This is a genomic window from Pseudomonas fluorescens (assembly GCF_902497785.1).
GTDB lineage: Bacteria > Pseudomonadota > Gammaproteobacteria > Pseudomonadales > Pseudomonadaceae > Aquipseudomonas > Aquipseudomonas fluorescens_BO.
This window is the reverse complement of the sequence record NZ_CABVHK010000007.1, coordinates 23,269-35,064: the sequence shown is the minus strand read 5'-3', so window position 1 is coordinate 35,064 and position 11,796 is coordinate 23,269. Positions and strand designations below refer to the sequence as shown.

At 60.3% G+C, this 11,796-nt stretch carries 10 protein-coding genes; 9 read left to right on the top strand and 1 reads right to left on the bottom strand.

The genetic code is table 11. From position 1 onward, the window contains the following. Nucleotides 1–99 precede the first annotated feature (99 nt). Genes F8N62_RS12030 through F8N62_RS12020 form a run of 3 tightly spaced genes read left to right on the top strand, consistent with a single transcriptional unit; the run spans nucleotide 100 to nucleotide 2,556 of the window. Nucleotides 100–1,119, top strand: coding sequence for an aminoglycoside phosphotransferase family protein (locus F8N62_RS12030; protein WP_150711128.1), 1,020 nt, complete (start codon nucleotides 100–102; stop codon nucleotides 1,117–1,119). Continuing rightward, nucleotides 1,116–1,787, top strand: a complete 672-nt coding sequence (murU, locus tag F8N62_RS12025) for an N-acetylmuramate alpha-1-phosphate uridylyltransferase MurU (RefSeq protein ID WP_150711127.1) — start codon at nucleotides 1,116–1,118, stop codon at nucleotides 1,785–1,787. The genes F8N62_RS12030 and murU overlap by 4 nt, the downstream gene beginning before the upstream one ends. A gap of 1 nt (nucleotide 1,788) precedes the next feature. Continuing rightward, nucleotides 1,789–2,556 carry a DnaJ domain-containing protein gene (locus tag F8N62_RS12020; protein WP_150711126.1) on the top strand — a complete coding sequence of 256 codons (768 nt, stop codon included), beginning with the start codon at nucleotides 1,789–1,791 and terminating at the stop codon, nucleotides 2,554–2,556. A gap of 141 nt (nucleotides 2,557–2,697) precedes the next feature. Here F8N62_RS12020 and F8N62_RS12015 read toward each other — a convergent pair whose 3' ends face one another. Next, complete coding sequence (locus tag F8N62_RS12015; RefSeq protein ID WP_150711125.1) at nucleotides 2,698–3,690, bottom strand: alpha/beta hydrolase family protein; 993 nt, start codon at nucleotides 3,688–3,690, stop codon at nucleotides 2,698–2,700. Between the two features lie 73 nt (nucleotides 3,691–3,763). Here F8N62_RS12015 and F8N62_RS12010 point away from each other — a divergent pair, with 73 nt between their 5' ends. From F8N62_RS12010 to F8N62_RS11985, 6 genes are all read left to right on the top strand, one after another. Next, nucleotides 3,764–6,157, top strand: coding sequence for a PAS domain S-box protein (locus F8N62_RS12010; protein WP_150711124.1), 2,394 nt, complete (start codon nucleotides 3,764–3,766; stop codon nucleotides 6,155–6,157). A gap of 104 nt (nucleotides 6,158–6,261) precedes the next feature. Further along, nucleotides 6,262–6,891: a response regulator transcription factor gene (locus tag F8N62_RS12005; protein WP_003210977.1), complete on the top strand. Its 630-nt coding sequence runs from the start codon at nucleotides 6,262–6,264 to the stop codon at nucleotides 6,889–6,891. A gap of 342 nt (nucleotides 6,892–7,233) precedes the next feature. Further along, the gene (locus F8N62_RS12000; RefSeq protein WP_150711123.1) at nucleotides 7,234–8,358 is read left to right on the top strand and encodes an ABC transporter ATP-binding protein; all 1,125 of its coding nucleotides are present in this window, start codon (nucleotides 7,234–7,236) and stop codon (nucleotides 8,356–8,358) included. 44 nt (nucleotides 8,359–8,402) lie between these two features. Further along, nucleotides 8,403–9,446, top strand: a complete 1,044-nt coding sequence (locus F8N62_RS11995) for an ABC transporter substrate-binding protein (protein WP_150711122.1) — start codon at nucleotides 8,403–8,405, stop codon at nucleotides 9,444–9,446. A gap of 193 nt (nucleotides 9,447–9,639) precedes the next feature. Beyond that, nucleotides 9,640–10,887 carry an ABC transporter permease gene (locus F8N62_RS11990; protein WP_150711121.1) on the top strand — a complete coding sequence of 416 codons (1,248 nt, stop codon included), beginning with the start codon at nucleotides 9,640–9,642 and terminating at the stop codon, nucleotides 10,885–10,887. Between the two features lie 13 nt (nucleotides 10,888–10,900). Beyond that, on the top strand, nucleotides 10,901–11,725 hold the full coding sequence (locus tag F8N62_RS11985) for an ABC transporter permease (RefSeq protein WP_150711120.1): 825 nt from the start codon (nucleotides 10,901–10,903) through the stop codon (nucleotides 11,723–11,725). Nucleotides 11,726–11,796: the final 71 nt, after the last annotated feature.

Sequence of the window (11,796 nt, the reverse complement as noted above, 5' to 3'; positions counted from 1 at the left end):
GCCCGCGGTGTGGGCCGCACGCCTCTCGATGGTCTGAAAAAGATGCTGGATAATAAAGCATGACCCGCTTGACGGCTAGCGCCGTCGGAGACCCTTGCAATGCCTGACCAAGATGTACGTTTGCAACACCTGAAAGTTTGGCTCGATGAGCAGTTGGCGACCCTATTTGCCGAGCAAGGCTGGGGCGCCGTACCCCCGGCCACGTTGACCGCGGCCAGTAGTGACGCGAGTTTTCGACGCTACTTCCGCTGGGAAGGCGCCGGCAGAAGTTTCGTCGTCATGGACGCGCCTCCGCCCCAGGAAAACTGCAAACCCTTCGTGGATATCGCTTTTTTGCTGGCGAAATCCGGAATAAATGTGCCGAAAATTTACGCCGAAGACCTCGAGCGCGGTTTTCTTTTGCTCAATGACCTGGGCAACAAGACCTATCTGGATGTTATCGACGCCGAGAATGCCGACGATTTATTCGAAGATGCCTTGCAGGCGCTGCTGGCTTTTCAGCAATTGCCGATGGTTGCTCCACTGCCGAGTTATGACGTTGCACTGCTGCGTCGCGAGCTGGAATTGTTCCCCGAGTGGTACGTGAAGCATGAGCTGGGCATCGAGTTCGATTCGGCGCAACAAACGCTCTGGCAGAACGTTTCAGAGCTGTTGATCGACAGTGCCCTGGCGCAGCCAAAAGTGCTGGTGCATCGCGACTACATGCCGCGCAACTTGATGCTCAGCGAGCCTAATCCTGGCGTGCTGGATTTCCAGGATGCGGTCTACGGCCCGGTGACGTACGACGTGACTTGCCTGTTCAAGGACGCTTTCCTGAGTTGGCCCGAGGAGCGCGTGCGCGGCTGGCTGGAAAATTATTGGCAGCAAGCGGGCGCACTGGACATTCCGGTCCAGCCTGACTTTGAAGACTTCCTGCGCGCCAGCGACCTGATGGGTGTGCAGCGGCACCTTAAAGTCATTGGCATCTTTGCGCGCATCTGCCACCGCGATGGCAAACCACGCTACCTCGCCGATGTGCCGCGCTTCTTCGCTTATATAGAAGCGGTGATCGCCCGCCGTCCGGAACTGGCCGAGCTGGATGTGTTGCTGCTGAGCCTGCGCGCTGGAGCGAATGCATGAAGGCAATGATCCTGGCTGCGGGCAAAGGCGAGCGCATGCGCCCGCTGACCCTGACGACGCCCAAACCGCTGGTCCGTGCTGGCGGCGTGCCGTTGATCGAGTATCACCTGCGCGCGCTGGCTGGCGCCGGATTCACCGAGATTGTGATCAACCATGCCTGGTTGGGTCAGCAGATCGAGGATTTCCTGGGCGATGGATCGCGCTACGGGGTAAGCATCCAGTACTCGCCGGAAGGTGAACCGCTGGAAACCGGTGGCGGGATATTCCGTGCGCTAGCGTTGCTGGGCGACGAAGCGTTTGTGGTGGTCAACGGTGATATCTGGACCGATTACGACTTCAGCGTTTTGCATCAGCCCATCTCTGGCCTGGCACATCTGGTGCTGACGGATAACCCGCCGCATCATCCGGGCGGTGATTTCAACCTGATCGAAGGGCAAGTGCTCGACGGCCAACCTGATGCCCCGACCCTGACTTACAGCGGTATCGCGGTGCTGCATCCGCAGCTGTTCGACGGTTGCCCGGCCGGCGCTTTCAAACTGGCGCCGCTGTTGCGCAAAGCCATGGCCGACGGGCAGGTGACGGGTGAGCGAATGCACGGTCACTGGGTGGATGTCGGCACTCTTGAGCGTTTGGCGGAAGTTGAAACACTGTTAGAAGCGAGTCGCTGAGATGCTGTGGCTAGGGACTCTGATTGGAGCCGGAGCGGGCTTTGCCATTGCCAGCATTCCGGGGGCCATGCTCGGCGCATTGTTGGGGCAGGCGCTGGATCGGCGCTTGCAGTTGCAGAGCTGGGGGCATTTGCGTGAAATGCTGGGCGGTCGCCCGATGCTGCGCAACGATGAGTTGCTGTTCGTGTTGCTGGGGCGACTGGCCAAGAGCGATGGGCGCGTGGTGGACGGTCATATCCATCAGGCGCGTCAGGAAATGCAGGCGCTGGAAATGACCGGGCCGGCAAAGCTTCGGGCGATTGCCGCGTTTAATCGGGGCAAGACGGGCCGGGACCGCTTGCGCGTCTACCTGAGACGGTTGAGTGCGCAACCCCATGCCGCCGAAGGCGTGTTGCGCGCCTGCTGGCGCATGGTCTGGGCCGACGGTCGTGCTGGCCATGCCGAGCGCGAACTGATTGCTCAGTGGGGCAAATGGCTGGGCTGGAGGTCGTATCAGGTGCAGGCGCTGGCGGCTGATTACGAGCCAAAAAAACCTTCGCTAGTCAGCCATGTCCTGAATTATCAGGAAGCCATGCTGGTGCTGGGCGTCTCTGCCGCCACCGATCCGGCGCAGATCAAACGGGCTTATCGGCGCCTGCTCAGTCGCCATCATCCGGACAAGATAGCCGGCAGCGGTGCGACGGCGTTGCAAGTTCGCGAAGCGACAGACAAAACGCGCGAGTTGCATAGCGCCTATACGTTGATTCGGCAGCGTCGGGGGTTTCGGTAATGCAGCAAATGTGTGGGGGTTGTCGGGCCCCATCGCGAACAGGCTCGCTCCCACATTAGATATGCAGTGAACACAAAGTCTGTGTTCAACCGAGATCATATGTGGGAGCGAGCCTGCTCGCGATGGGCACGCCTCGGTCTATCAGTCCGCCGCAGGCTGAGGATTCAACCAGCCCCGCACCCGGCGCACCAACTGTTCCTGCTGCGCCTTGCTGTCTCCCGGCAATGCCTTCAGTGATACCTGACTGAATACCGAAGCCTTCAACCGTTTACTCGCCTGCAAACGCTCCAGCGCCGCGTGGCGATCCATCGCCCTGTCCGTGTAGAAGATATCGGCCGTTGGCAATTGCAATGTCGGCGTCAGTTCCGCCAGTCCAGGTTTCACCGCGACGGGCGTCTGGGCGGCGACCATCGCGAATTTCTCGACCTGCGAGGGTTCTTTCTCGCTCAGATAGCGCGCAGCCCAGTAGGCACCGGTGCCATGACCGAGAACGACGATGCTGCGAGCGCTTTGTTGTTCGGCGTAGGCAATGGCCGCATCGATGCGTGCGAAGATTCGCTCGGCATCGGCCTTGGTGCGCTCGTCAACGGTTTCAGCGACAGCCTTGTCAGCCACATCGGCTTCACCGCTCGCTGCCTGTTCGATGGGCGCCGAAGTGGTCGAGTCTTTGCTGCCGACCTCAGGGGCTTTGATCGTTGGCGGGACTTCGATAACACGTGGCGCAATCGCATCGCTTTGCGGGTCGGGCAAGGTGATACTCAGGCTGCTCCACTTGGCGTCCGGCAGTTTGCGACGCAGCGGGCCGATTGCTTGCGGCCAGTCAGCTGTTTCGCCAGCGCCCGGGATGATAATCACCGCGCCCTTGGGCTCTGCGGTATTGGCCGGTTTCCACAAGGCCAGGAACGTATCGCTGCCCGCTTGCAGTTGTTGCTGTTCCTGCGCGGGAATTTTTCGCTCAAGTGCTGTCGCTTCTTCCTGACTACGCTCAAGCAGGGGCTGACGTTCGAGCGGTTGTTCGCCTTCGGTTTTTTCCGCGGCCGCGGGGGACGGTTCAGCGGCCTGGATCGAAAAGGCGCAAGGCAGGATCAGCGACAGGCACAATGCGGGCAGTGTCAGGTGGTAGACAGGGGGCATCGGATATTCCAGGCCAGAAGTTATTCCGGCAGCCTAATGGGTTGGTCAGTATTTGTCAGTGTGTGAGATTTCGATGATGCGTTTTCGCTGCCTGTGGGTTATCGGCTGGTTGTGGCTTCCCTTGACGGGCTGGGCGGCGTCTGCGCCACCGGCGCACGTCGCGCAATTATCCGCGAGCCAGCAACAATGGCTGGCGCAACATGATGAACTGCGCGTCGGGCTGGTGTTGCAAGTGCCCTACGCACAATACGATCGCCGCTTGCAGCGGCTGTCCGGGGTTAACGTCGAGCTGATGAAATGGCTGGCGAAGGCGCTCAAGGTCGAGCTGAGCTGGCGAAACTATCCCGATCTGGAGCAACTGGAAACCGCCGCTCGCGAAGGTGAAATCGACATTGCCCCGGGACTGGCGCAAACCCCCGGCGGCCTGCGCCTGTGGCAATTTTCCGATCCCTACATGCGTGTGCCGCAACTGGTGGTCAGCGACCAGAAGGCGGCGGGCGTGGTGGAGCTGGAAAAGCTCGACAGCCAGACCCGCGTCGCCGTGCGCATGCCCAGCGCCACCGCCGATTACTTGCGCAGTAATTACCCGCACCTGAATCTTCAAGGCGTGCCGATCGAGCGCCAGGCGCTGCAACTGTTGCTCAGTCAGCAGGCCAGCTACGCCGTGGTCGATGAAGCGCAATTGGGACGTCTGTCCGCCGAGCCGGAATTCGCCGGGTTGGTGGTGGTCGGCGACATCGGACTGCCGCAACTGCTTCGGGTGGCCACGCGTCGCGACTGGCCGGAGCTCGCCGGCATCATCGAAAGTGCCTTGCGCGCGATCCCGGCCAAAGACCTGGAACAACTGCACAACCAATGGCTACAGCCGAAGTACCCGCGCCTGACCGAGTCGCCTGGTTTCTGGCAAAACCTGTGCCTGCTGCTGGCGGTATTAATGCTGAGCAGCATGGCGATTGTGTTCTGGCAGCGTCGTCAGCAGCGCAGCCTTGAGCATCGGCTATTCGCGGCGCGGGAAGACATTGCCCTGCGAGCGGCCAGCGAAGAAGCGTTGCGCCTCACGCAATTTTCCATCGATCAGAGCACCGTCGGCATCCTCTGGGTTAACTGGGACAGTCGTGTGCGCTATGCCAATCGGGCCGCCGAAACCATGCTTGGCTACCCGGCGGGCGGCCTCAGCGACCGGCCGTTGATCGACTTCGAACCCGGTTTGCACATGGACCGTTGGCTGAATCTGTGGAAGCGTGCGCGGGCCAGCGACGAAGGGCCGCAGAGTTTCGAGACAAATTGCGTCCGGGCAGATGGCAGCGTTTTACCGACCGATGTGTCGTTGAGTTTTCTGCGTTTTCGCGATGGCGAATACCTGGTGGTGTACCTCAACGACGTCACCGAACGCCGGCGCGCGCTGGCCGCGTTGCAGGAAAGCGAGGCGCGGCTGCAAGGGATTGCCGCCAACGTGCCAGGATTGGTCTTTCGACTGGAGCGGGCGCCGGTGACAGGGCAGATCGACTTTGCCTACATCAGTGAGGGTAGCGAGAGTCTGGTCGGTTACGCCCCGGCCACCCTGGCGCATCGCGACAAAGGCTTGCGCAGCCTGGTGCATCCGGACGACAAGGCCAGCTATCACCAGACGCAGGACCACGCGCTGGATACCGACAGCGACTGGTCATGGCAGGGGAGGATCCTCACCCGTCAGGGCGAGCAGCGCTGGGCCGAGATCAAGGCGGTCACCCGTCGTCTTGAAGATGGCGCCTATGTCTGGGACGGCATTGTCTGGGACATCAGCGAGAGCAAACGCATCGAACTGGAACTGGCCAGTTCCCGTGAACACTTGCGTGAACTGTCCGCGCACCTGGAGAGCGTGCGGGAAGAGGAAAAAGCCCGCATCGCCCGGGAAGTTCATGACGAACTGGGCCAGATGCTGACGGTGTTGAAGCTGGAAACGTCCATGTGCGAATTGGCCTACGCGCAACTTGACCCAGGCCTGAACGAGCGTTTGAACAGCATGAAACGCTTGATCGCTCAGCTGTTTCAGCTGGTTCGCGATGTCGCAACAGCCTTGCGCCCGCCGATTCTCGATGCCGGGATTGCTTCCGCCATTGAATGGCAGGCGCGCCGATTTGAGGCCAGGACACAAATCCCCTGTCTGGTGCAGGTGCCGGACAACTTGCCGGTGCTCAGTGATGCGAAAGCGATTGGGCTGTTCCGGATTCTTCAGGAAGCCCTGACCAATGTCATGCGCCATGCCCAGGCGCATACTGTTGAGCTGACGCTGGCCCTTGAGGGTGACGAGTTGTGCCTGACCGTCAGTGATGACGGCGTAGGATTTGTCGCCGCAACCGGTCGGCCAACGTCCTTCGGGGTGGTGGGCATGCGCGAGCGGGTGTTGATCATGGGTGGGCAGTTGTCGCTTGAGAGTGAGCCGGGGGAGGGCACTACCCTGAGTGTGAGAGTGCCGCTGGATCGTTAAACGATCGCAGCCTTCGGCAGCTCCTACGCCGAACGCGGACCCCGTAGGAGCTGCCGAAGGCTGCGATCCTTTTCGGCATTCAACTTATCAAAGAGGAGAGGCAAGTGATCCGTGTACTGGTAGCCGAAGACCACACCATCGTTCGCGAAGGTATCAAGCAACTGATCGGCCTGGCCAAGGACTTGCTGGTGGTGGGGGAGGCGAGCAATGGCGAGCAACTGCTGGAGACCTTGCGCCATGTGCCTTGCGAAGTGGTGCTGCTCGACATTTCGATGCCGGGCGTCAATGGCCTGGAAGCGATTCCGCGGATCCGCGCGTTGAACAATCCACCGGCGATCCTCGTGTTGTCGATGCACGACGAAGCGCAAATGGCCGCCCGGGCGTTGAAGGTGGGTGCGGCGGGTTATGCGACCAAGGACAGTGATCCGGCGTTGCTGCTGACCGCGATCCGTAAAGTCGCTGCGGGTGGGCGTTACATCGACCCGGACCTGGCCGACCGCATGGTCTTCGAAGTCGGCCTGACCGATTCGCGCCCACTGCATTCGTTGCTGTCAGAACGTGAATTCTCGGTGTTCGAGCGTCTGGCCCAGGGCGCCAACGTCAACGACATCGCCCAGCAGCTGGCTTTAAGCAGCAAAACCATCAGCACCCACAAGGCGCGGTTGATGCAGAAGCTCAACATCACCTCCCTGGCGGAACTGGTGAAGTACGCGATGGAGCACAAACTGCTCTAAAGAACAGCGCTGTCCCCTGTGGGAGCGAGCTTGCTCGCGATGGCGGCGTTACATCCAATACATAGGTCGACTGGCAGACCGCTTTCGCGAGCAAGCTCGCTCCCACAGAACCGTGGTGGCATATCCATTTGCGACATGCCGCCAAATCGCTTTTGCCCTTGCTTGCGGCTTGCAGCGGACAATTGGCCGTTGCGTTAGCCAAAACGCGCCATCCTTGTAGGGCAATCCCTACCCCCAATCTTCCATCCGGCTGAGGCGATTCTCTCTCTCGCCCCGATTTGCGTGCTCCCCAGCGTCCACTAGGCTTAGTCCACAGCAGTCATCAATAACAAAGGTGTGGGTATGAGCCAGGTCGATTCAAACGCAGGGGCCAGCGATATTCTGGTCAGCTTTCGTGGAGTGCAGAAAAGCTACGACGGCGAGAACCTGATCGTCAAAGACCTCAACCTGGACATTCGCAAAGGCGAATTTCTCACCTTGCTCGGGCCGTCCGGCTCCGGCAAAACCACCAGCCTGATGATGCTCGCCGGTTTTGAAACGCCGACCGCGGGTGAAATCCTGCTGGCCGGGCGTTCCATCAACAACGTGCCGCCGCACAAGCGCGACATCGGCATGGTGTTCCAGAACTACGCACTGTTTCCGCACATGACGGTGGCGGAAAACCTTGGATTCCCGTTGACCGTGCGCGGCTTGAACAAAAGCGATGTCAGTGACCGGGTCAAGCGCGTGTTGAGCATGGTGCAGCTCGATGCGTTCGCCCAACGCTATCCGGCGCAACTGTCCGGCGGTCAGCAACAGCGTGTGGCCCTGGCCCGTGCGTTGGTGTTCGAACCGCAATTGGTACTGATGGACGAGCCACTCGGCGCACTCGACAAACAACTGCGCGAACACATGCAGATGGAAATCAAGCACCTGCACCAGCGTCTCGGCGTGACGGTGGTCTACGTGACCCACGACCAGGGCGAAGCCCTGACCATGTCCGACCGGGTGGCGGTGTTCCATCAGGGCGAAATCCAGCAAATCGCGCCGCCGCGCACCCTCTACGAAGAACCGAAAAACACCTTCGTCGCCAACTTTATCGGTGAAAACAACCGGCTCAACGGCCGTTTGCACAGCCACACCGGCGACCGCTGCATCGTCGAACTAGGTCGCGGTGAAAAGGTTGAAGCCCTGGCGGTCAACGTCGGCAAGACCGGCGAGCCTGTCACGTTGTCGATTCGTCCGGAACGCGTGAGCCTCAATGGTTCGAGCGAATCCTGTGTCAACCGCTTCTCAGGGAGGGTGGCGGAATTCATCTATCTGGGCGATCACGTCCGGGTTCGCCTGGAAGTCTGCGGCAAGACCGACTTCTTCGTGAAACAACCGATTGCCGAGCTCGATCCCGGGCTCGCCGTCGGCGACGTGGTACCGCTTGGCTGGCAGGTCGAACACGTTCGTGCGCTCGACCCACTTCTAGAGGCGAACTGATCGCCCCCTGCTTCAACCAACCCTGCACGTGGAGAGAACAATAAATGTTGAGATCCCTGAAATTCACCGCCCTGGTCATGGGCATGATCGGTGCGGCACACGCGATGGCGGCGGGCCCGGACCTGACCGTGGTGTCCTTTGGCGGGGCGAACAAGGCCGCGCAAGTCAAAGCCTTCTACGCACCGTGGGAAGCGGCGGGCAATGGCAAGATCGTCGCCGGCGAGTACAACGGCGAGATGGCCAAGGTCAAAGCCATGGTCGACACCAAGAGCGTGTCCTGGGACCTGGTTGAAGTTGAATCGCCGGAACTGTCCCGCGGTTGCGACGAGGACATGTTCGAGCAACTCGACCCGGCACTGTTCGGCAAATCCGAAGATTACGTCAAAGGCGCGATCCAGCCGTGCGGCGTGGGCTTCTTCGTGTGGTCGACCGTGTTGGCCTACAACGCCGACAAACTGAAAACCGCACCGACCAGTTGGGTGGATTTCTGGGACACCAAGAAATTCCCGGGCAAGCGTGGCCTGCGTAAAGGCGCCAAATACACCCTGGAATTCGCACTGATGGCCGACGGCGTTGCGCCGAAAGACGTCTACAAAGTGCTGGCCGGCAAAGACGGCCAGGACCGCGCGTTCAAGAAACTCGATGAACTCAAGCCAAGCATTCAGTGGTGGGAAGCCGGCGCTCAACCGCCGCAGTATCTCGCTTCCGGTGACGTGGTCATGAGCTCGGCCTACAACGGCCGGATCGCTGCCGTGCAGAAGGAAAGCAACCTCAAAGTCGTGTGGAACGGCGGCATCTACGACTTCGATGCCTGGGCGATTCCAAAAGGTCTGGACAAGGCACGGGCTGAAGCGGCGAAGAAATTCATCGCGTTCTCGGTCGCGCCGCAGCAGCAGAAGACCTACTCGGAAAACATCGCTTACGGCCCGGCCAACACCCAAGCGGTACCGCTGTTGTCCAAGGATGTCCTGAAAGACATGCCGACCACCCCGGAAAACATCGCCAACCAGGTGCAGATCGACGTCAGCTTCTGGGCTGACAACGGCGAGCAACTGGAACAGCGCTTCAATTCCTGGGCAGCGAAGTAATGCTTCGTCCGTAGGAGCTGCCGAAGGCTGCGATCTTTTGATCTTGCTTTTAATGCGGTTTCGCGAAGCCAGAGGCAAAAGATCGCAGGCTGCGCCAGCTCCTACAGGGGCTGGTGCAGGTTCAAAAAGCATATTGTTGCAATGCGGCATCACCCAGTTGATGCCGCCCATCCAAAGATTTCCGGAGTACGCCATGGCTATCGCCGTTCCCCAGAACGCGGGCACTGACCCCACCTTGAAGCAGCGGCTCAAACACGCCGAGCGGATCAATCGCTGGAAGGCCCAGGCCTTGATTGCGCCGCTGGTGCTGTTTCTGCTGCTGGTGTTCCTGGTGCCGATCGTGGCGCTGCTCTATAAAAGCGTCGGCAACCCTGAAGTGGTTGGCGGCATGCCGCGCACCGTGACAGCCATCGCCAGTTGGGACGGCCGCGGCCTGCCCGCTGAACCGGTGTATAAAGCGGCCAGCGAAGACCTCGCCGAAGCGCGCAAGAATCAGACCCTGGGCGACCTGTCCAAGCGCTTGAACATGGAGTTGGCGGGCTACCGCAGCCTGCTGACCAAAACCGCCCGCGCCTTGCCGTTCGCCACTGAGCCCGCTTCCTATAAAGAAGCACTGGAAGCGCTCGACGAGCGCTGGGGTGATCCAGCCTACTGGCAAGCGGTGCGCCGCAATACCAGCAGCATCACGCCGTACTACCTGTTGGCAGCGGTCGATCACCGTATAGATGACCTCGGCGAAGTCGCCCCGGCCACTCCGGACCAGGCGATCTACCTCGACATCTTCGCCCGCACGTTCTGGATGGGCCTGATCATCACCGCTATTTGCCTGGTGCTGGCGTATCCACTGGCTTACTTGCTGGCCAACCTGCCGTCGCGCCAAAGCAACTTGCTGATGATTCTGGTGCTGCTGCCGTTCTGGACTTCGATCCTGGTGCGCGTCGCGGCGTGGATCGTGCTCCTGCAATCGGGGGGCTTGATCAACAGCGGCCTGATGGCCATGGGCATCATCGATAAACCGCTGGAATTGGTGTTCAACCGCACCGGGGTTTACATCTCGATGGTGCACATCCTGCTGCCATTTATGATCCTGCCGATCTACAGCGTGATGAAAGGCATCTCGCCGACCTACATGCGTGCCGCGATTTCCCTCGGTTGCCACCCGTTCGCGAGCTTCTGGCGGGTGTACTTCCCGCAGACCTATGCCGGCGTGGGCGCCGGTTGCCTGTTGGTGTTCATCCTCGCCATCGGCTACTACATCACCCCGGCGTTGCTCGGCAGCCCGAACGATCAGATGGTCAGTTACTTCGTCGCCTTCTACACCAACACCAGCATCAACTGGGGCATGGCGACCGCACTCGGTGGGCTGTTGCTGTTGGCGACCGTCGTGCTTTATCTGATTTATAACTGGCTGGTGGGCGCCAGCCGCCTGGGCCTGAGCTAAGGGGAGAATTGAAATGCTGAATCCTTATATGTCTCCCATCGAGCGGGTGTGGTTTTACACTTTGCGGATTCTCTGCGGCTTGATCCTGTTGTTCCTGATTCTCCCGGTGCTGGTGATCATTCCGCTGTCGTTCAACTCGGGCAGTTTCCTGGTGTACCCACTGCAAGGCTTCTCGTTGCAGTGGTACCACGACTTTTTCGCCTCGGCGGAATGGATGCGCGCACTGAAGAACAGCATCATCGTCGCCCCGGCGGCGACGGTTCTGGCGATGATCTTCGGCACGCTGGCGGCGATTGGCCTGACGCGGGGTGACTTCCCGGGCAAGGCGCTGGTGATGGCGCTGGTGATTTCGCCGATGGTGGTGCCGGTGGTGATCATTGGTGTGGCGAGTTATCTGTTCTTCGCGCCATTGGGCCTGGGCAACAGCTTCTTCTCACTGATCGTGGTGCACGCAGTGTTGGGCGTGCCCTTTGTGATCATCACCGTATCGGCGACATTGCAGGGGTTTAACCACAACCTGGTACGCGCCGCGGCCAGTCTTGGGGCTTCGCCGCTGACCGCGTTCCGTCGCGTGACCTTGCCGCTGATTGCACCGGGTGTGATCTCGGGTGCGTTGTTTGCCTTCGCGACCTCGTTCGATGAAGTGGTGGTGACGTTGTTCCTCGCCGGTCCCGAGCAAGCCACGTTGCCCCGGCAGATGTTCAGCGGTATCCGCGAAAACCTCAGCCCGACGATTGCTGCTGCGGCAACGCTGTTGATCGCCTTCTCGGTGATTCTGTTGCTGACCCTGGAATGGCTGCGCGGCCGCAGCGAAAAACTGCGCACCGCCCAGGTCTGACCCAGCCCCCCGTAGGAGCTGCCGAAGGCTGCGATCTTTTGATCTTGTTTTTAAAAAGCAAAATCAACAGA

What these genes read in the sequence shown, in the direction of transcription:
- F8N62_RS12030 (WP_150711128.1), top strand. Translation starts at nt 100, where the DNA reads ATGCCTGACCAAGATGTACGTTTGCAACACCTGAAAGTTTGGCTCGAT.
- murU (WP_150711127.1), top strand. Translation starts at nt 1,116, where the DNA reads ATGAAGGCAATGATCCTGGCTGCGGGCAAAGGCGAGCGCATGCGCCCG.
- F8N62_RS12020 (WP_150711126.1), top strand. Translation starts at nt 1,789, where the DNA reads ATGCTGTGGCTAGGGACTCTGATTGGAGCCGGAGCGGGCTTTGCCATT.
- F8N62_RS12015 (WP_150711125.1), bottom strand. Translation starts at nt 3,690, where the DNA reads ATGCCCCCTGTCTACCACCTGACACTGCCCGCATTGTGCCTGTCGCTG.
- F8N62_RS12010 (WP_150711124.1), top strand. Translation starts at nt 3,764, where the DNA reads ATGATGCGTTTTCGCTGCCTGTGGGTTATCGGCTGGTTGTGGCTTCCC.
- F8N62_RS12000 (WP_150711123.1), top strand. Translation starts at nt 7,234, where the DNA reads ATGAGCCAGGTCGATTCAAACGCAGGGGCCAGCGATATTCTGGTCAGC.
- F8N62_RS11995 (WP_150711122.1), top strand. Translation starts at nt 8,403, where the DNA reads ATGTTGAGATCCCTGAAATTCACCGCCCTGGTCATGGGCATGATCGGT.
- F8N62_RS11990 (WP_150711121.1), top strand. Translation starts at nt 9,640, where the DNA reads ATGGCTATCGCCGTTCCCCAGAACGCGGGCACTGACCCCACCTTGAAG.
- F8N62_RS11985 (WP_150711120.1), top strand. Translation starts at nt 10,901, where the DNA reads ATGCTGAATCCTTATATGTCTCCCATCGAGCGGGTGTGGTTTTACACT.